Source organism: Herbiconiux sp. UC225_62 (assembly GCF_042694625.1).
Lineage (GTDB): Bacteria > Actinomycetota > Actinomycetes > Actinomycetales > Microbacteriaceae > Herbiconiux.
This window is the reverse complement of sequence record NZ_CP170551.1, coordinates 1,034,920-1,057,966: the sequence shown is the minus strand read 5'-3', so window position 1 is coordinate 1,057,966 and position 23,047 is coordinate 1,034,920. Positions and strand designations below refer to the sequence as shown.

The 23,047-nt window shown below is 68.1% G+C and carries 23 protein-coding genes and 1 pseudogene; 12 read left to right on the top strand and 12 right to left on the bottom strand.

Annotated features, from left to right (window positions below; genetic code table 11):
- Positions 1–35: 35 nt before the first annotated feature.
- Together ACFJGU_RS05175 and purD are read right to left on the bottom strand one after the other, a co-directional pair.
- Positions 36–938, bottom strand: coding sequence for a phosphoribosylaminoimidazolesuccinocarboxamide synthase (locus tag ACFJGU_RS05175; protein ID WP_382308255.1), 903 nt, complete (start codon positions 936–938; stop codon positions 36–38).
- Entirely contained in the window at positions 935–2,260 is a 1,326-nt protein-coding gene (purD, locus tag ACFJGU_RS05170; protein WP_382308253.1) for a phosphoribosylamine--glycine ligase, read from the bottom strand. Before purD ends, ACFJGU_RS05175 begins: the two co-directional genes overlap by 4 nt.
- 41 nt (positions 2,261–2,301) lie before the next feature.
- On the opposite strand from purD, the gene ACFJGU_RS05165 reads away from it, so the two are divergent.
- Positions 2,302–2,730, top strand: coding sequence for a GNAT family N-acetyltransferase (locus ACFJGU_RS05165; RefSeq protein ID WP_382308251.1), 429 nt, complete (start codon positions 2,302–2,304; stop codon positions 2,728–2,730).
- 126 nt (positions 2,731–2,856) lie between these two features.
- Positions 2,857–3,231 carry a sterol carrier family protein gene (locus ACFJGU_RS05160; protein WP_382308250.1) on the top strand — a complete coding sequence of 125 codons (375 nt, stop codon included), beginning with the start codon at positions 2,857–2,859 and terminating at the stop codon, positions 3,229–3,231.
- A gap of 7 nt (positions 3,232–3,238) precedes the next feature.
- Here the strand turns inward: ACFJGU_RS05160 and ACFJGU_RS05155 are convergent, their stop codons facing one another.
- On the bottom strand, positions 3,239–3,502 hold the full coding sequence (locus tag ACFJGU_RS05155; protein WP_382308248.1) for a type II toxin-antitoxin system RelE/ParE family toxin: 264 nt from the start codon (positions 3,500–3,502) through the stop codon (positions 3,239–3,241).
- Positions 3,499–3,777: a type II toxin-antitoxin system Phd/YefM family antitoxin gene (locus ACFJGU_RS05150; RefSeq protein WP_382308246.1), complete on the bottom strand. Its 279-nt coding sequence runs from the start codon at positions 3,775–3,777 to the stop codon at positions 3,499–3,501. Before ACFJGU_RS05150 ends, ACFJGU_RS05155 begins: the two co-directional genes overlap by 4 nt.
- A 79-nt stretch (positions 3,778–3,856) precedes the next feature.
- On the opposite strand from ACFJGU_RS05150, the gene ACFJGU_RS05145 reads away from it, so the two are divergent.
- Positions 3,857–4,324 (top strand): hypothetical protein, encoded by a 468-nt coding sequence (locus ACFJGU_RS05145; RefSeq protein ID WP_382308244.1) that lies wholly within the window; start codon positions 3,857–3,859, stop codon positions 4,322–4,324.
- Positions 4,325–4,341: 17 nt separating this feature from the next.
- Positions 4,342–4,882: pseudogene (locus tag ACFJGU_RS05140) on the top strand (RNA 2'-phosphotransferase).
- Between the two features lie 74 nt (positions 4,883–4,956).
- On the opposite strand, the gene ACFJGU_RS05135 reads toward ACFJGU_RS05140, so the two are convergent.
- The 4 genes from ACFJGU_RS05135 to ACFJGU_RS05120 form a co-directional block, all read right to left on the bottom strand.
- Positions 4,957–5,154, bottom strand: a complete 198-nt coding sequence (locus ACFJGU_RS05135) for a DUF3073 domain-containing protein (RefSeq protein ID WP_092551341.1) — start codon at positions 5,152–5,154, stop codon at positions 4,957–4,959.
- Positions 5,155–5,256: 102 nt separating this feature from the next.
- Positions 5,257–7,290, bottom strand: a complete 2,034-nt coding sequence (locus ACFJGU_RS05130) for an APC family permease (protein WP_382308242.1) — start codon at positions 7,288–7,290, stop codon at positions 5,257–5,259.
- 107 nt (positions 7,291–7,397) lie between these two features.
- On the bottom strand, positions 7,398–7,526 hold the full coding sequence (locus tag ACFJGU_RS05125) for a hypothetical protein (protein WP_281242388.1): 129 nt from the start codon (positions 7,524–7,526) through the stop codon (positions 7,398–7,400).
- 101 nt (positions 7,527–7,627) lie between these two features.
- On the bottom strand, positions 7,628–10,213 hold the full coding sequence (locus tag ACFJGU_RS05120; protein ID WP_382308240.1) for an ATP-dependent DNA ligase: 2,586 nt from the start codon (positions 10,211–10,213) through the stop codon (positions 7,628–7,630).
- A gap of 46 nt (positions 10,214–10,259) precedes the next feature.
- On the opposite strand from ACFJGU_RS05120, the gene ACFJGU_RS05115 reads away from it, so the two are divergent.
- Positions 10,260–11,141, top strand: a complete 882-nt coding sequence (locus tag ACFJGU_RS05115; RefSeq protein WP_382308238.1) for a Ku protein — start codon at positions 10,260–10,262, stop codon at positions 11,139–11,141.
- A 78-nt stretch (positions 11,142–11,219) separates the two neighbouring features.
- Positions 11,220–11,474 (top strand): hypothetical protein, encoded by a 255-nt coding sequence (locus ACFJGU_RS05110; protein ID WP_382308237.1) that lies wholly within the window; start codon positions 11,220–11,222, stop codon positions 11,472–11,474.
- A 68-nt stretch (positions 11,475–11,542) separates the two neighbouring features.
- Here ACFJGU_RS05110 and ACFJGU_RS05105 read toward each other — a convergent pair whose 3' ends face one another.
- Genes ACFJGU_RS05105 through ACFJGU_RS05095 form a run of 3 tightly spaced genes read right to left on the bottom strand, consistent with a single transcriptional unit; the run spans position 11,543 to position 15,471 of the window.
- Complete coding sequence (locus tag ACFJGU_RS05105; protein WP_382308235.1) at positions 11,543–12,901, bottom strand: putative Ig domain-containing protein; 1,359 nt, start codon at positions 12,899–12,901, stop codon at positions 11,543–11,545.
- 39 nt (positions 12,902–12,940) lie between these two features.
- The gene (locus tag ACFJGU_RS05100; RefSeq protein ID WP_382308233.1) at positions 12,941–14,254 is read right to left on the bottom strand and encodes an alpha/beta hydrolase; all 1,314 of its coding nucleotides are present in this window, start codon (positions 14,252–14,254) and stop codon (positions 12,941–12,943) included.
- A complete protein-coding gene (locus tag ACFJGU_RS05095) occupies positions 14,251–15,471 on the bottom strand; it encodes a hypothetical protein (RefSeq protein ID WP_382308231.1) in 1,221 nt (406 codons plus the stop codon). The genes ACFJGU_RS05100 and ACFJGU_RS05095 overlap by 4 nt, the downstream gene beginning before the upstream one ends.
- Positions 15,472–15,541: 70 nt before the next feature.
- On the opposite strand from ACFJGU_RS05095, the gene ACFJGU_RS05090 reads away from it, so the two are divergent.
- Positions 15,542–16,924 carry a glycine--tRNA ligase gene (locus tag ACFJGU_RS05090; protein ID WP_382308229.1) on the top strand — a complete coding sequence of 461 codons (1,383 nt, stop codon included), beginning with the start codon at positions 15,542–15,544 and terminating at the stop codon, positions 16,922–16,924.
- Between the two features lie 5 nt (positions 16,925–16,929).
- On the opposite strand, the gene ACFJGU_RS05085 is transcribed toward ACFJGU_RS05090, so the two are convergent.
- A complete protein-coding gene (locus tag ACFJGU_RS05085; protein WP_382308227.1) occupies positions 16,930–17,904 on the bottom strand; it encodes an NAD-dependent epimerase/dehydratase family protein in 975 nt (324 codons plus the stop codon).
- A gap of 132 nt (positions 17,905–18,036) precedes the next feature.
- On the opposite strand from ACFJGU_RS05085, the gene ACFJGU_RS05080 reads away from it, so the two are divergent.
- The 5 genes from ACFJGU_RS05080 (at position 18,037) to ACFJGU_RS05060 (ending at position 23,047) form a co-directional block, all read left to right on the top strand.
- On the top strand, positions 18,037–18,852 hold the full coding sequence (locus ACFJGU_RS05080; RefSeq protein ID WP_382308225.1) for an ATP-binding cassette domain-containing protein: 816 nt from the start codon (positions 18,037–18,039) through the stop codon (positions 18,850–18,852).
- Positions 18,853–18,921: 69 nt separating this feature from the next.
- Entirely contained in the window at positions 18,922–20,019 is a 1,098-nt protein-coding gene (locus ACFJGU_RS05075; RefSeq protein WP_382308224.1) for a sugar ABC transporter substrate-binding protein, read from the top strand.
- A 48-nt stretch (positions 20,020–20,067) separates the two neighbouring features.
- Positions 20,068–21,087, top strand: a complete 1,020-nt coding sequence (locus ACFJGU_RS05070; protein WP_382308223.1) for an ABC transporter permease — start codon at positions 20,068–20,070, stop codon at positions 21,085–21,087.
- Entirely contained in the window at positions 21,084–22,094 is a 1,011-nt protein-coding gene (locus ACFJGU_RS05065; protein WP_382308222.1) for an ABC transporter permease, read from the top strand. The genes ACFJGU_RS05070 and ACFJGU_RS05065 overlap by 4 nt, the downstream gene beginning before the upstream one ends.
- Positions 22,091–23,047, top strand: a complete 957-nt coding sequence (locus ACFJGU_RS05060; protein WP_382308221.1) for an aldo/keto reductase — start codon at positions 22,091–22,093, stop codon at positions 23,045–23,047. The genes ACFJGU_RS05065 and ACFJGU_RS05060 overlap by 4 nt, the downstream gene beginning before the upstream one ends.

Below are 23,047 nucleotides of genomic sequence, written 5' to 3'. Positions count from 1 at the left end.
CCACCGACATCCGGCCGGGTCCGCGCTACCGCTGGTCAGAGCGGATGCGTGCCCGTGAGCCGTTCGAGCAACTCGCGGTAGCGCAGCACGGTCTGCTCCACGATCTCGTGCGGCAGCGTCGGCGGTGTGCCCGTCTGATCCCAGTTCGCCGCGAGCCAGTTGCGCACGATCTGCTTGTCGAAGCTCGCGGTGCGCTCTCCGGAGTCGTAGGCCGAGGCATCCCAGTAGCGGCTGGAATCGCTCGTCAGCACCTCGTCGGCGAGCGTGATGGCGCCCGTCTCCGGGTCGCGACCGAACTCGAACTTCGTGTCGGCCAGGATGACTCCGCGCGCCTCGGCGATCGTGGCGGCCCGTCGGTAGATGTCGAGCGAGAGGTCGCGCAGCGCCGCGGCGTCGCCCTGCCCGACGAGTTCGACGGTGCGCTCGAAGCTGATGTTCTCGTCGTGCTCGCCCAGCGGCGCCTTGTAGGCCGGGGTGTAGATCGGTTCGGGCAGGCGATCGCCGTCGTGCAGGCCCGCGGGCAGCGCGATGCCGCACACGCTCTGCGTGGCCTGGTACTCCTTCCAGCCGCTGCCGGAGAGGTAGCCGCGCACGACGCACTCGATCGGGAACATGTCGAGGGAGCGCACCACCATCGACCGGCCGGCGAGCTCCTCGGGAACGGGAGGGAGCGCATCCGTCTCCGTGATCAGGTGGTTCGGCACTCCGGACAGCTGGTGGAACCACCAGCGGCTGAGCGTGGTGAGCAGCTCGCCCTTGCCGTGGATGCCCGGTTCGAGCACGTGGTCGAAGGCGCTCACGCGGTCACTCGCGACCACGAGCAGGGCGGCGGGGCGGGCATCCGGCGCCGTTTCCTCCGGAACGAAGAGGTCGCGCACCTTGCCGCTGTAGACGTGACGCCAGCCCGGCGCGGTGACGGATGCGGTGGGCGCGCTCATGCACCGACCTCCGCTTCGGTCGAGGCGTCGGAGACGCCGGGCGTCACCGTGGCCGCGATGTCGCTGCGGTGCTGGGACCCCTCGAGATGGATGCCCTCGAGCACGCCGTAGGCTCGGTCGCGCGCGACTCCGAAGTCGGGACCGGTGGCCACGACGCTGAGCACGCGACCGCCGGTGGCGCGGAGCACGTCGCCGTCGCGATCGGTGGCCGCGTGCATCACGCTGACGCCCTCGACACCGGTGCCCCCGCCGTTCGGGCCGAAGGCGTCGAGGCCTGTGATGACCCGGCCGGTGACGGGCGACCCGGGGTAGTTCTCGCTCGCGAGCACCACGGTGACCGCGACCTCGTCGCTGAACCGGGGGCGCTCGTGGTCGCCGAGGGTGCCGGTGGCGGCAGCGAACAGCAGGCCGCTCAGCGGTGTCACGAGCCGAGGCAGCACGACCTGTGTCTCCGGGTCGCCGAAACGGGCGTTGAACTCGATGACGCGGATGCCCTTGGAGGTGAGGATGAGTCCGCAGTAGAGGAGTCCGATGAACGGTGTGCCCTCGGCGGCGAGCCGGCGCACGGTCGGGAGGGCGATGGTGTCGATCACCTCGTCGACGAACACCTTCTCGCTGCCGAAGCGGTCGGCGAGCCAGGGCAGCGGGGAGTAGGCGCCCATGCCTCCGGTGTTCGGGCCCTGGTCGCCGTCGAGCAGGCGCTTGTAGTCCTGGGCGGGGGAGAGCGGGGCGACGGAGTGACCGTCGCTGAGCAGGAAGAGGGAGACCTCTTCGCCGTCGAGGAACTCCTCGACCAGCACCTCGCCGTGTTCGAGCCAGTGCGCCGCGTGGGCGACGGCCTCGGAGAGTTCGGTGGTGACCAGCACGCCCTTGCCGGCGGCGAGACCGTCGGCCTTCACCACGTAGGGCGCGCCGTACTCGACCAGGGCCGCTTCGGCCTCGGCGAGGGTGGAGGCGTTGAGGGCGCGGCCGGTGGGAACGCCCGCGGCATCCATGATCCGCTTCGCGAAGGTCTTGCTCCCCTCGAGTGCTGCCGCCTCCTTGCCCGGGCCGAACACCGGGATGCCGCGGGTGCGCAGAGCGTCGGCGACGCCCGCGACGAGGGGTGCCTCGGGGCCGATCACCACGAACTGCATGTCTTCGGAGAGCGCGTAGTTCGCGACCGCCTGCGGATCGTTCGCGTCGAGCTGCACCGTCGGCACGTCGGCCGCGATGCCGGCGTTGCCCGGGGCGGCGACGATCTCGTGCCCGGCGTCTTCGCGGAGCAGTGCGGTGATGATGGCGTGCTCGCGCGCGCCCGAGCCGAGGACCAGGATTTTCACCCTCCTAGCCTAGGGCGTGCGCCCGGCAGTACCGTGGGGCCATGACCCTACGGATCGAGCGGGTGACGGATGCCTCGACCGTGCTGCGCGGGGCGCACCTCTTCGATGAGCCGATCGATCCGGCCGCGACCGAGCGCTTCCTGGCGAGCCCGACGCATCATCTGCTCTTCGCCTACGACGACGAGGTGGCCGACCCGATGTATCCGGTAGGGATGATCTCGGCGGCCGAGCTCACGCATCCCGACAAGGGCACGGAGATGTTCCTCAACGAACTCGGCGTCGACGAGATCGCGCAGCGGCGGGGCATCGGCGCCGCGCTGGTGCGGGCGCTCGCCGAGCTCGCCCGGGAGCAGGGGTGCACGGCGATGTGGGTGGGCACCGAACCCGACAACGTCGCGGCGCAGGCGACGTACCGGTCGACCGGGCCGGATTCGAGTGAGCCGTTCGTGGCGTTCACCTGGGAGTTCTGAAGCGCGCTCGGCGGGTGCCCCGTCGAAGTGGATGGAGATTCGCGCGGTTGCGACATCCGGATGGAGACTGTGACGGGTTCGGCGGAAATCTCCATCCGCTTCGTACGGCGGCGGTAGCGTTGGGGCATGGGCAAGGCGAAGATCGACGGGGCGGTCGGCGCCGCCGCCGTGGATGCGATCGCGGCCGACGGCTTCGACACCGCGTCGCGCGAGGTGCGGGCGACCGCCGTGCGCTACCTCCTCCAGGTGCTCGCCGAGCGCGCATCCGGCAACTCGGTGGAGGTGCGTGTTCCGCCGTTCGGCGCCGTGCAGTGCATCGAGGGCCCGGGTCACACGCGGGGAACGCCGCCGAACGTGGTGGAGATGGATGCCCGCACCTGGCTCGAACTCGCCACCGGCGTGCTCGCGTGGCCCGATGGCATCGCGGCCGCGCGCATCCACGCCTCGGGCCAGCGCGCCGACCTCACCGGCTACGTCCCCCTCGCCGGCTTCCGTCGCTGACGCCCGGTCACCGCCCCCGGTAGACGTCGCGCCTGTGTCCGGCGCGGAGCACGAGCACTCGTAATTCTCCGTCGTCGATCTCGTAGATGATGCGGAAGTCGCCGGTGCGCACGCGCCATTCGCCGCTCCCTCCGACCAACTGGGTCGCCGATGGAGGGCGCGGCTCATCTGCGAGCAGCTCGATCGCGGCCTGGATTCGGCGCCGCGATGGTGGGTCGAGCTTGCGGAGTTCCTTGACGACCAAGGGAGCCAGGATGACGCGGTAGCTCATCCGAGGCCGAGATCGCGTTTGACCTCGTCCCACGGAATGGCGCCGTCCGGTGACCGCCGAAGCTCCGCGCGCGCCGCCTCGGCCGCTCGGATGTCTTCCATGTCCTCAGCCAGGGCGAGCAGGGCATCCAGGTCGTCGGCGTCAACGATCGCCGCCACCCGGCGCCCGTGACGTTCGAGGTAGACGGGCGCGTGCTGCGAATGAGCGCGGTCGACCATGGCCGACAGGTTCTGTCGGGCCTCGCTGACGCTCAGGGTGATGGGTGGAACGGACATGTACGAATCATAGGCCATTTTTGTACAAATTCGATGGCCGTCGCAGCACAGGGTCAGGTGGATGCGGGACAATGGAGGGGTGAGTGATCATACCGACCTGCCCCCCGCCGAGCCGCAGCGCAGCGCATCCGTGCGCTCGACCGAGTCGATCGATTCGGTGTCGGTGCGTCGCGCGCCGCGCTACTACCGGTTCATGGCCGTCGGTTTCGCCATCGGGCTGCTCGTCACCATCGTGCTGACCTTCGCGTTCCCCGAGCGGGAGGATTTCAACCGCTTGCAGGTGTTCGGCTTCGTCGGCCTCTTCGTGGTGGCGTTGTTCGTGGCGATCGGTGCTCTCGTCGCCATCGCGCTCGATCGGGCGAGCCGCAAGCGCTCGCGGACGGTCACCGCCGAGCGCATCGCGGAACACGAAGAACACGGCCCCCTCGAGGTGGCCGACTTCGTGCAGATCACGGATGCGCCGCCACCCGCCGCGCCGGCGGCCCCCGCCGCGGATGGAGCGCCGGCGGAGTCGCCCCAACACTCGGCCGACGACCCGAAGTCCTGAGCCTCCCGGAGGTCACCGTGAAGTCCGAGACCATCAGTCGGGTCGTCTTGCACGCCCTTCGGCACGCCCCGGAGCTGTACGGTCTCGAGCTCGACGCCGAGGGCTGGGTGCCGGTGTCCGACCTGGTGGTCGGACATCGACGTGGCCGACGTGCAGTCGATGATCGAGACGTCAGCCAAGCGACGCCACGAGTTGCGTGACGGACGCATCCGGGCGTTCTACGGGCACTCGGTGGCGACAGCGATCCAGCACATCGGAGCCCGTCCGCCCACCCTGCTATTCCATGGCACGTCTCCGGAGGCTTGGGCCGCCATCCGCCGCGACGGTCTCCGGCCGATGGCACGCCAGAACGTGCACCTCGCGGCTGATCTGGACACAGCGATACTCGTGGGGCGCCGGAAGGCTCCGAAGCCGATCATCCTCGAGGTCGACACCGTGCGCGCGCTCGATTCCGGCAGTCATTTCTGGCTGGGCAATGACTCCATCTGGCTGAGCGACTTCATTGCGGCGCAGTTCATCGCGATCCGCACCGGACCGTACCGCGACTCAGCGCGCTGACATCCTCCGTGCTGCCGCCGGGCGCGGAGCTACCCCAGGATGTGGATGCACGAGAACGTCAAGAAGAGCCGAACTCAGGCGCGCTTCTGCTCGTCTTTCGGCTCGAAGCTGTCGTCGGAATCGTCGTCGTCGTCGATCCACTTGGAGTAGTCGGGCTCATCGGCCTTCGCCGTGAGTTCGCGCTCAAGCGCCGAATAGTTCGTGTCAGGGCTGAAGTACTTCAGCTCGCGCGCGACCTTCGTGTGCTTTGCCTTTTGACGGCCACGCCCCATGCGAGACCCCCTCACGAATCGGGCCGGGGACATACGTCACCCGGATGAGACGAATAACTACGAAAACTTGGGTCAGTTTAGCATGCAGGGGTCACTCGGCTTTCAGCCCCGAGCGCGTTTACGTGCTGCCGCAGCCGATGTGTGCGGCTTGCGCACGATGGGGCGCATCGGTTCGCCGCGTCGCTCCTGACCGGGCAGCGGTCGCGACCGCTTTCCGTAGAGCAATTCGGAGGAATCGAGCAGCCACGGCACGAGGGCCAGGGTCACCCCGTGCACGAGCATCAGCTTCTTGCGGATGCGCCGCGCCTTGTGGTTGTGCAGGATGGTCTCCCACCAATGACCCACGATGTAGATGGGCGTGTAGACCGTCACGACCTCCGAGCCGTGCTCGGCCCGGTGCTTCAGGATGTACTGGCAGAGCGGCTCGGCCACGTCGCGATACGGCGACTCGATGATGTTGAGGGGCACCTCGATGTTCATCGCCTGCCAGTCTGCTTCGAGTTGCTCGGTCTGCTCGTCGTCGATGGCGAGGTGCACCGCCTCGATGGAGTCGTGACGGGCCGCGATGGCGTAGTCCAAAGCCTTCAGCACGGGTTTCTGCATCCGCCCCACCAGCACGATCGCGTGGTCGCCGGTGGCGCCGAAAGTGGTGGTCGGGTCGACCTCCACCTCTTTGTTCACGTCGCGGTAGTACCGGTTCACGCCCATCATGAGCAGGAACAGCACCGGCATGATCGCGAAGACGAGCCACGCGCCGTGCGTGAACTTGGTGATGGTGACCACGATCAGCACGATCGCGGTGAAGACGGCCCCCACCGCGTTGATGGCAAGCGATCGGACGACCGCGCCGCGATCGGGAGTTCCCCCGCGCAGCACGCCGATCCAGTGCTTCACCATGCCGGTCTGCCCGAGCGTGAACGAGACGAACACACCGATGATGTACAGCTGGATGAGCTGCGTCAGGTTGGCTTGGTAGACGATGAGGATCGCGGTGGCCGCGAGCGCCAGCACGATCATCCCGTTCGAGAACACGAGGCGGTCGCCGCGGGTCAGCATGGCCTTGGGGGCGTAGGAGTCCTTCGCGAGCACCGAGCCGAGCAGGGGGAATCCGTTGAACGCCGTGTTGGCTGCGAGGAGCAGCACCGCGGCGGTGGCCGCCTGGATCACGAAGAACATGATGCTGTTGTTGCCGAAGACGGATGCCGCCACCTGCGCCATCAGGCTGCGCTGCGGAGTGGTGGCGCAATCCGTGAACCCGATCAGGTGACAGGCGTCCTCGGCGTAGTGCACGTTCGAGATGAGGGCCAGCGCGGTGAGGCCGGCGAAGAGGCAGATGGCGATGCTGCCCATGAGCACCAGGGTGCGTTGCGCGTTCTTGATCTTGGGGGTGCGGAACGCGGGCACCCCGTTCGAGATGGCCTCGACGCCGGTGAGGGCGGAACATCCGCTCGAGAAGGCACGCAGCAGCAGGAGGATCATCGCCGCCTGCGTGAGCTGCTCGGCCTTGACGCCGAAGTCGGCCGACTCGGCGATCGGAGCGTCGCCGAACGCTGTGCGGGCGAGGCCGATCACGATCATCACGGCGACACTGCCGACGAAGACGTAGGTGGGGATGGCGAATGCCTTGCTCGACTCGCGCACACCGCGGAGGTTCACGGCCATCAGGAGGATGACGAACCCGACGGCGATCTCGACGCGATAGGGGTTCAGCTGCGGGATCGCCGAGATGATGTTGTCGACCCCGGAGGCGACCGACACGGCGACCGTGAGCACGTAGTCGACGAGGAGGGCGGATGCGACGACGAGGCCGGCCTTCTCGCCCAAGTTCTTGTGGGCGACCTCGTAGTCGCCGCCACCCGATGGATAGGCCTTCACGAGCTGGCGGTAGGAGGCCACCACCACGACGAGCAGCAGAACGACCGCCGCCGCGACCCAGGGGGCGAAGGTCAAAAAAGAAAGTCCTCCGATGAGGAGGATCATGAGCAGTTCCTGCGGCGCGTACGCCACTGAGGAGAGAGGGTCGCTCGCGAAAATCGGGAGGGCGAGCCGCTTGGGGAGGAGTTGGCCCTCGAGCTTGTCGCTGGGAAGCGGATCGCCGATCAACCAGCGTTTCGCCGAGCGGGTTTCATTAACCACGAGTGATGACACTACTCCCGCGCGAGGGACTGTCAAGTTGAAAGAGGGGCGGTTTATTCCCACCCCTCTTCCGGCTTGTATTCAGCTGCTGCGAACCCGCTCGACGGTCACTCGTCTCCTGGGATCTCGCTGTCGGTGTACTCACCGGATTCGGGCTCGGGAACGTTGACGTCCTCGGCCTCCGTGTCGGTGTATTCGCCGTCGCGTTCCCCGCGTCGTTCGTTCTTCTCGGTCATGAGATCCTCCTCGATTTCGTCGCCGTGGCTCGTGTTCGTGACGGTACCACTCGGGTGGGGCGTGGGCTAGAGTCCCGCACGGATGTGCATCCGCGTCCGCGCTACTCCCGGCGGACCTCGGACGGGGACTTGTCGGGGCGCCAGCCGCGCCAGGAGGGCTGGCGGAGGCGCTCGGCGCCGGGCTGGCCGGCGCCGGTCCACTCGGCGAACTCGACCTCGCCCACGAGCTTCGGGGTCACCCAGTGGGCGTCGCGGGCGTCGAGCGAGGGCACGTCGTCGAACGGGGAGGTCTTGCGGCTCAGCTTCTCGAGTCTGGCGGTGATCGCGTCCAGCTCCTTGTCGCTGAAGCCCGTGCCGACGCGACCGACGTAGTGGAGCGCGCCGTAGGCATCCGGAACGCCCATCAGCAACGACCCGACCTGCGACGCCCGACGACCCTTGCCCGGGCGCCAGCCGCCGATCACGACCTCTTGCGCCAGGTGGTGTTTCAGCTTGATCCAGGTGCGGGAGCGGCGGCCCAGCGAATAGGCGCCGTCGCGTCTCTTGGCCATCACACCCTCGAGGCCGAGCTGTCGACTGGAGTCCATCGCGTGGGCGAGGTCGCCGTGGAACGCGGGAGGCACATGCAGCGGCCCGTCGCTCTCCGGGGCTGTGTCAGCCAGGATCTCGCGCCGGGCGGTGTACTCCTCTTTCACGAGCGAGCGCCCGTCGAGTTCGAGGATGTCGAAGAGCATGAGGTCGACCTTCACCTTCGCGCGCGCCGCCTCGACGTCGCGCGGCTTGCTCAGCCCCATGCGCTGCTGCAGGCGGCCGAAGCTCGGCCGACCGCGATGGTCGAGGGCCACGATCTCGCCGTCGAGCACGAGCGAGCGGCCCGCGAAGACCCGGGAGAGGGCATCCGTCAGCTCCGGGTAGCCGGCGGTGACGTCGTTGCCATTGCGGGTGCGCAGGGTCACGGCGCCGTCGTCGATGGTGATGAGGGCGCGGATGCCGTCCCACTTCATCTCGAAGGCCCACTCGTCTTCGTCGTCGATGTCGGCCTCGGTGCCGAGGGTGGCCAGCATGGGGGAGAGCTTGCCGGATCGGGCGGCGAGCGACAGGCCGGTGCTCTCGGCGGTCGCCTTCGCCGGCGATTTCGCGGGTGACGCCTTCGACGGGCGTCTGCTCTTGGGTGCCTCCGTTTCTCCGGGCTCTTTCTCGACCATCCTGTGGATGAGCCAGTTCTTCCCGTTCTTGTCCGACGCCGTATGGATCAGCACCACCTTGCGCGGGTCGCCCAGACCGCCCGACGGCTGCCCGTGCAGGGTGACGATGATCTCCTTCCCGTCGCGCCACTTCTCGAGCTCGTAGGTGCCGAAATCCCAGATCAGCACATTTCCGGCGCCATATTCCCCTGCGGGTATGGACCCCTCGAAGGTGCCGTACTCCATCGGGTGGTCCTCGGTCTGCACCGCGAGGTGATTGACCTTCGGATCGTCGGGGACGCCCTTCGGCAGGGCCCAGGAGACCAGCACGCCGTCGTGCTCGAGCCGGAAGTCCCAGTGCAGGGCACGGGCGTGGTGCTCCTGGATGACGAACGAGCGCCCGTCGGATGTCGGCGGTGCGGCTTCGGGCACGGGCTCGGGCGTCTTCGACTGATCGCGCTTCGAGCGGTAGGTCGCGAGACGATCGGAACCGCCTGTGGCCGTCGCGCGCGCCGGGTTCTCCGGGTGCGCTTCAGGCTGATCCTCCGGCCCTCGGTTCGAGTGCCACACGCCGCCGGGCGCCTCGAGCGCCCCGGGGGCCTCGGCGCTCTCGGCGAGCGGATCGGCGCGCCGCTTCATCCGGTCGAGCACCTCGTCGAGCTCCAGCTGGCGGAGCCCCCGCCCCGAGAGTTCGCGCCAGGTGCGGGGAACGGCGACCGTCGGCCGCGATCGGCCGCGCAACGAATACGGGCACACCGTTGTCTTGTTGGCGTTGTTCTGGCTCCAGTCGACCAGTACCTTGCCCATCCGGAGCGTCTTCTTCATGTCGCTGACGACGAGGTCCGGATGGTCGGCCTCCAGCGCTCGGGCCAGCTCGTGGGCGACCGCTGAGACCTCGTCGGAGGTCTGCTTGCCGTCGAGTGCTGCGTAGAGGTGGATGCCCTTGCTCCCGCTGGTCACCGGCACCGGTTCGAGCCCCATGTCCTGGAGGATGCTCCGCGCCAGCTTCGCCACCTCGACGCACTCGGGCAGACCCGTGCCTTCGCCGGGGTCGAGGTCGATCACGAAGCGGTCGGGGTTCTTCTGGCGACCGTGTGCATCCACCCGCCACTGCGGAACGTGGATCTCCAGGGCCGCGATCTGGGCGAACCAGGCCAGGGTGGCGGCGTTGTTGACGAGCGGGTAGTCGTTGGTGTGGTCGGAGTGCTGGATGGTGACGCGGCGCACCCAGTCGGGCGTTCCCTCGTCGAGGTTCTTCTGGAAGAAGACCTGGCCGGGATGCTCCGCCGTGCCGACGCCGTGCACCCAGCGCTTGCGCGTGGCCGGGCGGTTGCGCGCATGAGGAATGAGGAACGGCGCGATCTCGGCGTAGTAGCGGAAGACGTCCGCTTTCGTCGTGCCCGTCTCGGGATAGAGGACTTTCTCGAGGTTCGTGATGCGCAGCCGGTGCCCGCCCACGCTCACGGTCTGATCAGTCGCTGAGGATGTCCGGGAGGCGGCCATGCTCCATCCTCTACCCAAGAAGGGCCGGTGCGGGGTCTAATTGGGTATGCGATCGATCTGGAAAGGCGCCATCACCTTCGGCCTCGTGAACGTGCCGGTGAAGGTCTACAGCGCCACGGAGGACCACGACATCTCGTTGCACCAGGTGCACGAGAAGGACGGCGGCCGCATCCGCTACCAGCGCCGCTGCGAGATCGACGGCAAGATCATCGACTACCAGGACATCGCCCGGGCCTACGACGACGGCGAGCGCACCGTCATCCTCACCAAGGACGACCTCGCCTCGCTGCCCGAGGAGCGCAGCCGCGAGATCGAGGTGGTGGAGTTCGTGCCGAGCGAGCAGATCGACCCGATCATGCTCGACAAGAGCTACTACCTCGAGCCGGACTCGAAGTCGCCGAAGGCCTATGCGTTGCTCCGCAAGACGCTCGAGACCACGGATCGCACCGCGATCGTGCACTTCGCGCTGCGGCAGAAGACCCGGCTCGGCGCCCTGCGTGTGCGAGGTGACGTGCTCGTGCTGCAGTCCCTGCTCTGGGATGACGAGGTGCGCGAGGCCGCGTTCCCCGCTCTCGACGAGCCGACACGGGTGTCGTCGCAGGAGCTCGACATGGCGATGTCGCTGGTCGATCAGTTCGCGACCGACTTCGCACCCGAGAAGTTCACCGACGACTACCAGGAGCAGCTGCGCACGCTCATCGACGCGAAGCTCGCCAAAGGCGACTCGGTCGACACCGACGAGACCTTCGGCCGCGAGCCCGGTTCGGGCGACGAGGGCGGTGAGGTGCTCGACCTCATGGAGGCGCTGCGGCGCTCGGTCGACAAGAGCCGCTCCGGTTCGTCGGGGTCCGACGCCACGAAGAAGGCGCCGGCCAAGAAGCCCGCCGCGAAGAAGCCCGCAGCGAAGAAGGCCACTAAAGCCTCCTGATCACGAGTTGAGCTTTGCTCATGTAACGTGTCAGTATCTCCTAGCGGCACCCGCCGCGATGAACCCAAGGAGATGACCGTGACCCAATCCACCCTTCGCACACCCTCGGCGGGAACCGACTACCCCGGCAAGACGCTCGGCATCGTCGGCCTGGTCGCCGCGATCGTCCTCGGACTGATCGGCATCGTCATCAGTGCCGTCGCCTACTCGCAGTCGAAGAAGGCCGGCTTCAAGAACACCCCGGCGTTGATCGGCATGATCGCGGGAGCGGTCATGGTCGTGATCTGGCTGATCATCACCATCGCCACCAACCTCATGCTCGCCGGCTACTGAAACGCCCCTGCCGGCCCGCGCCCGCATCGACGGATCGAAGGCGCGCGCCGGCCGGACGGGGGCGCTCGCTAGAGCTCGGGGTCCCGCACGGTCAGCGTCAGGGTCGCGGTCGCGAGGCGCACGCCCGCCTGGCTGGCGACCACGGTGACGGGGTAGGTGCCCGGTGTGGCCGTGATCGTGCCCTGCAGCAGCCCCGTCACCGCATCGATCGACAGCCCCGCGGGCAACGACTCGCCCTTCGGCGCCGTGAGCTCGAAGCTCGGGCTCGCGATGCCGACGGTGCGGATCGGTGCGGAGTAGGCGGAGCCCTGGTGGGCGTCGGGCAGGGTGCGGGTGGTGATGGCGGGCGTCACCGAGACCGAACCGGTCACCGCGGTCACGGTGCCGTCGCCGGAATTGGCGACGAAATAGTCGCCGCTGCCCTGCTCCACTGCGAGGGCGGACGGATCGGCGCCGATGCCCTCTCCTGCACCGAGCACCGCCACGCGCGTGTAGTCGTCGGCGTCGAGCACGGTCACGGTGTCGTCGCCCGCATTGGCCACGTAGATGCGCCGGCGGGATTCGTCGACGGCGACGGCCGAAGGCGCATCGCCGATGCCGTAGGCCGAGCCGAGCAGTCGGTCGGCTGTGAAGGTGCGGGTGTCGATGACGGTGACCGTGTCGTCACCGGAATTGGCGATGAAAGCGTGATGCTTGGCTGGATCGACCGCGACACCGGTCGGGGTGTGACCGATGGCTGAGCTGAGGTCGTTCAGGACGATGATCGCCTCCGACAGTCTCGTGTCGATGACCGACACGGTGTCGTCGGCGGAGTTCGCCACGATCGCGCGATTCGCGCCACTGTCGACCGCGATGGCGACCACGCTGTCGGAGCTCGTATCGATGACCGCGACCTGGCTGTCGGCGTACTCCGTGACGTAAGCCCGATCGCGGGTCTCATCGACGGCGACTCCGAGCGGCTCGTGGCCGATGCCGGTGTGCGGGTGGTTGGCGATCACCGAGACGACCGCTGCCGTCGAGGTGTCGATGACCGAGACCGTGTTGCTGCCTCGGTTCGCCACGTAGGCGCGGTGCTTCTTCTGGTCGACGGCGATGCCCGACGGGCCGTCGCCGATGCCGTTCACGAGGTCGTGCGGGATGACCCCCACCACCGTGTTTGCCTCCGTGTCGATGACCGAAACCGTGCCGTCGCCCGAGTTGGTGACGAAGGCGCGATCGAGACTCTGGTCGATGGCGATGCCCGCGGGGGCGGCGCCGATGCCGGCCGTCGAGTCGTGGGGGATGACCGTGGAGGAGGGCGGTGTGACCGTGGAAGAGGGGTCGGCGCTCGCGGAGAGCGGCGCGGCGAGCAGCGTGAGCGCACCGGTGGCGGCGAGTGCCCCCAGGAGTGCCTGCTGTCGGACATGAGAAATGCTCGAGTTGTGCATGCGTCACGGTAGCATCGAGAGACGGCGCTGCGCAAAGGGTTACTGCGACAGCCCCCACCGCGGGTAGAGCACCGCGAAGGCGTGGTCGAACCCGTACTCGATCGTGGCCGACTCGTGGCCGGTGCCGGGCGAGATGAACAGGTGGGCATCCATCCCCGCCGCCGTGGCTGCGGCGTACAGCGTGCGCGACGCCGTGAGGTACGGCTCGTCCTCCGACCCGTCGGCGAAGATCGCGACGGTGTCCGCGTACAGCGCCGCGGTGGCCGGATCGGCCGCTCCGGCCTCCAGCACGGTGAGCGGCTTGGCGGCGTCGTAGGCGGCCTGGTCGCCGCCGAAACCGTCCTCGAGGGTCTCCGACTCCCCGCCGAGATCGGGTTCGAGCTCCCCCGAGATGTCGATCACGTTGCCCCAGACGGCAGGGAACTGAGCCGCTGACTTGATGGCGCACTCGCCGCCGTTCGAGAACCCGGCCATCGTCCAGAACTCCCGCGTCGGCAGCACGTTGAAGGTCGAGGCGATGAAGGCAGGGACATCCTGATTGACGTACGTCTGCGCAGCGCCCTGGTAACCGTCGACGCACAGCGGGTTGTTGCCCGAGCTGCCGCCGAGGTGGTCGACCGACACCACGATCGGCGCGAGACCGTCGTGAGCGGCGGCGAACCTGTCGAGGCTCGCCCCGATGTCGGCGACGTCGGGGGCGCCCGGCTGGCCGCTCAGGAAGACGACGACGGGGAGGGCCGGCGCATCCCGCAGTCGGGCCGCGGGCGGCAGGTAGACGATCGCGTCGCGCGGCGTGAACGCCGGATCGGAGGCGGGGATCTCGAGGGAGCCGTGGATGCTGTGCGCCGGCATCGAGGCCGGGGGAGTCCACGACGCGTACAGCGGCCCGGGCGGATTCGTGGAGTGCGGGGCCAGCGCGCTCACATCCAAGGGTGTCTCGATCGAGATGTCGAGGAGGTCGCCCAGGTTCTTCAGCACGCCGAAGTCGGCCGAGATCCCGAGTGTCGCGGTCCACGCGAAAAGCCCGATGCCGAACACGGCGACCACCTTGCGCCACCATCGCGAGCGCCACAGGTTCGCGACGGCGAGGGCGACGGATGCGCCGGCCGCCACGATCCAGAGGCGCGCCGTGAGCGTCATCGGCGAGTTGAACACGTCGAGCACGTCCTGCACGATGAAGGTCGCCAGCAGGGCGAGCAGGATGCCGGCTCCCACCGCGACCGCGGCGGTGACGACCCAGCGGCGCGTCGGCCGTCGCAGCAGCAGGAACGCGAAGACGAGGATCGCGAGCGCGTAGGTTCCCCAGAGGAAGGCGCCGTCGACGATGCGGATCGACAGGAACCAGTCGGTCATTCCGACCCGCGACCGGGTTCGACCATGCCGGGCTCGGGGATGCCGAGGAGCTCGGATTCGTCCTCGTCCGCCTGTGCCGGGACATCCGGAGTTCCTTCGTCCGGAGTTCCGGCGATCGCTCCGCGGTAGGCAGCGCGCACGCGCAGCGCCTCACGAGCCTCGTGGAAGAGCGGCTCGTAGAACGTGGTGCGGTAGCCCCGGTTAGTGGTCACCGAGACGAGGAAGTTGAGCGACGACACGCAGCTGAGGAAGAGGGCGGTCTTCAGCAGCGCCCAGGTGAACGGCACCTCGATGCCGAAGAAGGTGAGTGTGGTGGCCCGCGGTCCCACCCATTCCTCGAGCACCTCCGACGAGAAGGCGAGACCGCCGAGAACCAGCAGGAAGACGCAGGTGAGCACGGCGAAGATGAGCACCTGGAACCCCAGTGCCAACACGAAGACCGCTTCGATGTTCGCTCTCTCGAGGCGTCCGAGCGGAGGGCCCGACGTGGCGGCGAGGTCACGCATCTCGGTGCGGGTGATGGGCACCGCGAACAGGAGTCCGAGGACCACGAAGAAGACCCCCACCGCTACAAGCCGGGCGGGCTGCATCGTGCTCGTGACCTCCCAGAGCGGCCGGGAGAAGAAGGCGAACACGACGACGAGCATCAGGATGGGCAGGGCCCGCGTGGCGAGGGTGCCGACGGCCCCGAGCTGCCGGAGGGCGGTGCGAGCGGCGCTCCCGAGCAGGGCGCCGACGCCGATCCAGGTGAGGAGGAAGGCCAGAGCGACTGCGGTGACGTTGACGACGATCATCGCGATCACGTCGAGGCCGGAGGAGGTCAGTGAGGCGACGAGCGGCGTGCCCACCAGGCAGAGCACCAGCAGGGCGATGGTGCAGGGGAGGGCCGCGGCGGGGAAGCGGCGGAGGAGACCGGCCGAGAGGTAGGCCAGTGTGATCGGTACGGCGATGACGGCCAGGGTCAGGAGCAGCACGACGAACAGAAGGAGCAGCGCGAGCTCGGGCGAATCCTCGTCGATCACGACCTGGAAACGGATGAGACCGGAGAATGCGACATCGGCCAGCAGCAGGAACACCAGGAAGGGCGCGATGCGCACGGCGAGCCGGTCGCCCCAGGCGCGCGAGGGGACGAAATAGGGGAGTCCTCTGGCGCGCAGCCAGTGCTCCGCGGCCCGTTCCTTCGCGCGCTCGGCGCCGGGGTCGCTCTCGGCGGTCATCGTCCCCCCTTAGAATTGTCGTCGATCCAGTGCGAGCAGCCGGCCGCGCGGAGATATCGGAGTCAACTACATGCCTGCATCCCGTCTCGATTCTGTCATCGCCTTGGCCAAGCGCCGGGGATTCGTCTTCCCGACGGGAGAGATCTACGGCGGAACCCGGTCGGCGTGGGACTACGGGCCCCTCGGTGTGGAGTTGAAGGAGAACATCAAGCGCCAGTGGTGGAAGTTCATGGTGCAGGGTCGGGACAACGTCGTGGGTCTCGACTCCGCCGTCATCCTGCCCCGCCAGGTGTGGGAGGCCTCCGGCCATGTCGAGGTCTTCACCGACCCGCTGGTCGAGTCGCTCCACACGCACAAGCGCTACCGGGCCGACCACCTGCTCGAGCAGTACGAGGAGAAGCACGGGCATCCGCCGGTGAACGGCCTCGCCGACATCCGAGACCCCGACACCGGCCAGCCCGGATCGTGGACCGAGCCGAAGAACTTCTCGGGCCTCATGAAGACCTACCTCGGCGCGGTCGACGACGAGAGTGGGATGGCGTATCTGCGCCCCGAGACCGCGCAGGGCATCTTCGTCGACTTCAATGCCGTGCTGAACTCCTCGCGCCAGAAGCCGCCGTTCGGCATCGGCCAGATCGGCAAGAGCTTCCGCAACGAGATCACGCCCGGCAACTTCATCTTCCGCACGCGCGAGTTCGAGCAGATGGAGATGGAGTTCTTCGTCAAGCCGGGCGAAGACGAAGAGTGGCACCAGTACTGGATCGACGAGCGCTTCCGCTGGTACACCGACCTCGGCATCGATCCCGAGAACCTGCGGTTGTTCGAGCACCCGAAGGAGAAGCTGTCGCACTACTCCAAGCGCACGGTCGACATCGAGTACAAGTTCGGCTTCCAGGGCAGCGCCTTCGGCGAGCTGGAGGGTGTGGCGAACCGCACCGACTTCGACCTCACCACGCACTCGAAGGCTTCGGGAACCGATCTGTCGTACTTCGACCAGACCACCGGTGAGCGCTGGACGCCGTACGTCATCGAGCCCGCCGCCGGTCTCACCCGCTCGCTCATGGCCTTCCTCGTCGATTCGTTCCACGAGGACGAGGCGCCGAACACCAAGGGCGGCGTCGACAAGCGCACGGTGCTGAAGCTCGACCCGCGGCTCGCCCCGGTGAAGGCCGCCGTGCTGCCGCTGTCGCGGAACGAGGCGCTCTCGCCGATGGCCCGCGAGCTGGCCGCCGACCTGCGCAAGAGCTGGAACGTCGACTTCGACGACGCCGGTGCGATTGGCCGCCGCTACCGTCGACAGGACGAGATCGGCACCCCGTTCTGCATCACGGTCGACTTCGACAGCCTGGAGGACAAGGCGGTGACCGTGCGCGAGCGCGACTCGATGGCGCAGGAGCGCGTCTCACTCGACCGCCTCCCGGCCTACCTCGCCGAACGCCTCATCGGCGCCTGACCCGGTCAGGCGGTCAGGCGGTCGAAGAGGGAGGCGTAGTAGGGGTCGATCACCTGGAGTGAGGGATTCGCGTCGTGCCAGTCGAGCATTTCGCGGGCGCCCTGGTGGAAGGGGATGACGGCGCGGAAGTCGGGCACGAGGGCCTTGATCTTCGCATTGTCGAACACCACCGAGTGGGCGCGGTCACCGAGGTGCTGGCCTGCGGTCTCGGGGGCGGCGGCCTCGATGGCCTGGCTCGTGACGTAGCGGATGTCGGCCGCCGTGCCGGCCGCCGTCGCCATGATGCCGAAGATCTCGTTCCAGGTGTAGACGAAGTCGGACGTGATCTGGAACGTGTCGCCGTAGGCCAGCGGATTCGCGAACAGGCCCACGAAGCCCTTCGCGAAGTCGTCGGTGTGCGTCAGCGTCCAGAGCGAGGTGCCGTCGCCGTGCACCACGACCGGCTTGCCGGCGCGCATCCGGTCGACCACCGCCCAGCCGCCGTAGAAGGGCAGCGACCACTTGTCGTAGGTGTGCGAGGGCCGCACGATGGTGACCGGGAAGGCGCTCTCGCGATAGGCCTCGTTCAGCAGGTTCTCGCAGGCGATCTTGTCGCGTGAGTACTGCCAGAACGGGTTGCGCAGCGGAGTCGACTCGGTGATCGGGAGGCGGCTGACGGGCTTCTGGTAGGCGGAAGCCGAGCTGATGAAGACGTACTGGCCGGTGCGTCCTTCGAAACGGTCGATGTCGCGCTGCACCTGGTCGGGAGTGAAGGCGATCATGTCCACCACCACGTCGAACTCGCGCGACCCGAGGGCGGCGTCGACCGCGGCGGCGTCTTCAATGTCGGCGGTCAGGATCTCCGCTCCCTCCGGCTGATCGCGCCGCGACGAGCCCCGGTTGAGCAGCGTCACCTCCATCCCGCGGGAGATCGCGATCGCACTCGCCGCCGAGGAGATGATCCCTGTGCCACCGATGAACAACACCTTTGCTGAAGACATATCGAGCACACTATCCCTCCTCGGGAACTTCCGGCTTGCACGTCTTCGAATTCGGGGTTATCGTAATGAAACGTTTTACCTAGAACGTTTTAGATTCGTCTTCGAGATTTCTTCCAACAACGAGGTTGCCCGATGTCTGACACCACGCCCGCCACACCCGAGATCGCGATGAGCGCCCGCAACATCACGCGTCGCTACGGCGCCGTCGTCGCCCTCGCCGACGCGTCGATGGAGCTCCGCAAGGGCGAAGTGATGGGTCTGGTCGGCGACAACGGCGCCGGCAAGTCGACCTTCCTCAAGGTGCTCTCCGGTGCGGTGATTCCCGACGCGGGCGACATCCGCGTGGGCGGCGAGCTGGTGAACTTCCGCCGCCCGGCCGACGCCCTGGAGGCCGGCATTGAAACGGTCTACCAGGATCTCGCCCTCGTCGACACGATGTCGGCCGTGCAGAACGTCTACCTCGGTCGCGAAGAGCTCTCGAAGAACCCCTTCCTCCGGCTGCTCAACGTCGTCAACGACGGCGGGATGCGCAAGCGCAGTCGCGAGGTGCTCGCCGAACTGGGCGTGGGCATCCAATCGGTCAACGTGTCGGTGAAAGGCATGTCGGGCGGCCAGCGCCAGTGCCTCGCCATCGCCCGAGCCCTCCTCTGGGGCCGCCAGATCGTCATCCTCGACGAGCCGACCGCCGCGCTCGGCGTGCGCGAGTCGGCCCAGGTCCTCGACCTCATCGGCCGCCTCCGCGATCACGGCGTCAGCGTCATCCTGGTGAGCCACAACATGCAGCAGCTCGTGACCGTGGCCGACCGCGTGACCGTGATGCGCCTGGGCCGCTCCATCGCGACGCGCGACGTGGCCGACCTCACCCCCGAAACCATCGTCGGTCTGATCACCGGCGCCATTCCCGCGGACGTCGCGACGCCCGAGGACACCGCGGCCGTCGTCCGCTGACGACACGCGGACACCACCACCATCACCTGAAACACCAACCCCTTCCCAATCACTGAGGAGAACACTGCAATGACGCACTCCACCACACGCGGGCAACTCGCCCGCCTCGGACTGGTCGGCCTCGCCGCCGCCAGCTTGATGCTCGCCGGTTGTAGCACCGTCGGATCGTCGGCCTCCGGCGGCGACAGCACGGATGCCGCGGGCGACGGCACTTTCACCGTCGGCTTCGCGACCGGCGGACAGCCCGACGCCGACTGGCAGGACCTGCAGGGCGACGTGGCCAAGGGCCTCGCCGACCAGCGCGGCTGGGACTTCGTCGAGCTGTCGAACGACAACAGCGAGGCGACCGCCACGAAGAACGCCGACATCTTCATCCAGAAGGGTGTCGACATGGTCATGATGTTCAACGGCCAGCCGTCCGCCAACCCGGTGATCGCCAAGAAGTACGCGGATGCCGGCATCCCGGTGGTCACGTTCGACATCGCGCAGCCCGGCTGGTACTTCGTGGGCGTCGACAACGCCGCCGCGGGCACCGACGGCGGCACCGCGCTCGGCAACCTGGCCAAAGAGAAGTGGGACTGCAAGGTCGACCTGGTGATCGAGGCCGAGGGCACCGCCGCCGGCCAGATCAACACCTGGCGCACGGGCAACGCCGCTGACGCCATCGCGAAGGTCTGCCCCGACATCCCCGAGGCCAACTACGTCAAGTACGAGGCCGACGGCAACCTGACGACCTCGCTCGCCAACGCTCCCGGCGTCTTCGCCGCACACCCGGATGCCAAGAACATCCTCGTCGTGGGCCTCAACGACCAGGCCGTGGTCGGCGCCCTCCAGGCCGCCACCCAGCTGGGTCGCGACGGCTCGATCATGGGCTGGGGCCAGGACGGCGGCCTGATCACGGGCCCGAACGTCGACCCCAACCTCGTGGGCAGCGTCATGTACTTCCTCGAGGGCTACCCCGCCTCGGCGTTCGAGATCGCCGACGAGATCGCCGCCGGCAACCCGCCGGCCGTGAAGGACACCGGTGACGATGCGGCCGCCAGCGTGAAGCCGTGCGCCGTGACCGCCGCCGAAGCCGCCCAGATCCCCGACATCAACCAGCGCGTCAAAGAGCTCGCCGCCGCCCCCAAGGGCACGTCGGAGTACGACCTCTACTGCAAGTCCTGATCACCCGTTGAATCCCGCATCCGGATCAGCCCTGAACGGTTTTGGAATATGACCACGTCACTCATCACCCCGGCCGATCCGGCCGCGCCCCGGAGCCCGGGCGGCAAGACCAGCCGCCCGGACTCCCGGGGGCTCCCCGTGAGCGCCCGCGATGCCCTCAGCATCGCGGGCGTGTGGGTGGCCCTGATCGTCGCCACCACCATCGTCCGGCCCGACTTCCTCTCCACCCAGTCATTGCTCGCCATCACCTTCACGATGTCGATCTCGGGCATCCTCGCGGTGTCGCAGGCGATCATCGTGATCTCCGGCGGGCTGCTCGACCTGAGTCTGCCCGTGTCGCTCATCATCAGCGCCTGGGCCACGGTCACCGCGCTCAACAACGGCCTGCCCACCGTCGTCGCCATCCCGATCGGCATCGTGACGGGCATGGCCTGGGGCGCCCTGAACGGCGTGATCGTCGTGTTTGGCAAGCTCAACCCGATCATCGTCACCCTCGCCACCGGCTTCGGCGGGCTCGCGGTGATGCTCATCTTCTTCAAGTCGGCGCAGATCCCGGCCCAGTCCGACCTGCGGCTCTACGGCCTCGGCCGCTTCCTCGGACTTCCCAACATCTTCTGGCCGATGGTGATCACCATCGTGCTCGGCGGTCTCGCCTTCGCCTTCACCCGCTGGGGCCGTCGCCTCATCGCCATGGGCGGCAACGCCCCGGCCGCCAAAGCGCGCGGCATCAACCTGCGACGGATGCGCCTGGGCAGCTTCATCGGGGCGGGTGCCGTCGCGGGCCTCGCCGGAGTGATGTTCTCGGCCGTGACCCCGAGCTTCACCCCGGCCGCCGGAGCGAGCTTCCAGCTCATCGTGATCGGCGCCGTCATCCTCGCGGGAATCAGCCTCTCCGGCGGCAAGGGCAACCTGCTCGTGCTGCTGCTGAGTGTCGGCTTCTTCGCCACCATCCCCACGTCCATCGCCTTCTTCGGCCTCGCCCCTGCCTGGGCGCTCGTGTTCCAGGGCGCGCTGCTGATCATCGCCGTCGGCATCGACGGCTACCGAATGAAAAGGACGGCGCGATGACCACCACGGCCACCCCCTCCACCACCCTCTTCGACGATCCGGTGCTGCCCATGCGCCGTCGCATCCTGGACTCGTTCCGCGGCCCGGTCGGCAGTATCAGCGCCACGCTGATCGTGACCCTGCTGGTCGGCTTGATCTGGGTGGGACCGAGCTTCTTCTCGCCCTCCAACATCCAGATCGTCGGCGTCAGCGTCGCCATCCCGCTGATCGTCGGAGTGATGGCGTCGTTCGCCCTTCTCGCCGGCGTGGTCGACCTCTCGATCGGCTCGATGGTGGGCTTCGGCGCCGTCATCTTCAACCAGCTCGTGGCCGCCGGCCTCAACGCCTGGCTGGTCGCCCTGATCACCGTGGTGGTCGGTGTGGTCGTCGGCCTCACCAACGCCTTCGTGATCGTGCGCTTCGGCGCCGAGCCGCTCGCCGTGACGCTCGGCATGCTGACGCTGCTGCGCGGCCTGTCGCAGGTCATCGTGGTCAGTGCTCCTCCGTCGACCCTCATCGAGCCCCTCTACAACGTGACCCAGGGCGCCATTGCCGGGTTCCCGACGCTGCTGCTGATCGGCATCGGCGTGACCCTCGTCGCGGCCGGCATCGTGTCGAAGACCCGCGTGGGCCGCAAGGTGCAGGCGGTGGGGGGCGACGACCGGGCAGCGGCACGGGCCGGCATCTCGGTCTCGAAGGTGCGCGTCATCGCCCTCGTCGCGAGCTCGGTCGGGGCAGCGGTCGGCGGCATCCTCTACGTCGGCCAGCTCGGCTCGGCCTCGAACGTGCTCGGGACGGGCCTCGAGTTCCAGATCTACGCGGCGTTGATGATCGGCGGCTACTCGATCACCCGCGGCGGTGTCGGCAACCCGATCGGCGGCCTGCTCGGTCTGCTCGTGATCGCCGGAATCACCAACATCCTCAACGTCACCTTCACCGACCCGAACTACCTCGACCTGATCACCGCGGTCATCCTGGTGGCCGCCGTGCTGGTGGACCGGTTGCGCGGAGGGGACTCGTTCGAATGACGACCCTGAAGACCCTGCCGACGGCCGTGCTCGGTCGCACCGGCCTCCGCGTCTCGACGCTCTGCGTCGGCACGGCCGCCTGGGGTGTCGACTCGCCGGTGCACGGGGTCACCGTGCCCGAGGAGGAGGCGGTCGAGACCGCGCTGCACGCCTTCCAGGGCCCTGTGAACATCCTCGACACCTCGAACAACTACGGCGACGGCGAGAGCGAGCGCCGTGTCGGCCTCGCCGTCCGGCGGGCGGGCCTGCCGGAGGGTTTCCTGGTGCAGACCAAGCTCGACCGCGACCCGGCCACCGGCTCTTTCGACCGCGACCGGATGCGTGCCTCGCTCGAGCAGAGCCTCGACCGCCTCGGCCTGACCCGGCTGCCCGTCCTCTACCTCCACGATCCCGAGCACATCGGGTTCGACGCGTCGATGGCCCCCGGCGGCCCGGTCGGGTCGCTCCGGATGCTGCGCGACGAGGGTTACGCCGACCACATCGGCATCTCCGGTGGCCCGGCCGCGCTGCTCGAACGGTTCGTCGACACGGGGTACTTCGACGCCCTGATCACCCACAATCGCTACACCCTGGTCGACCGCACCGCCGATCGGCTGATCGACGTCGCCCACGCGGCGGGCGTCGGGGTGATGAACGCCGCGGTCTACGGCGGCGGCATCCTCACCACCTGGCCCCGAACCAGTGACCGCTACCACTACGCCGCCGCGTCCGAGGAGCTGCTCACCGCGGTCGACGCCATGGGCGCCGCCTGCGAGCGCCACGGCGTGCCGCTCATCGCAGCGGCCCTGCAGTTCTCCACGCGCGATCCGCGGATCGCGTCGACGGTCTGCGGCGTCGTCACCCCCGCGCAGCTCGACCAGGCGATCGCGAGCACGCAGCTCGAGATCCCGGACGACCTCTGGAGCGAACTCGAGAGCCTGTGCCCGAGTGAGGCGGCCTGGATCCGTGACTGA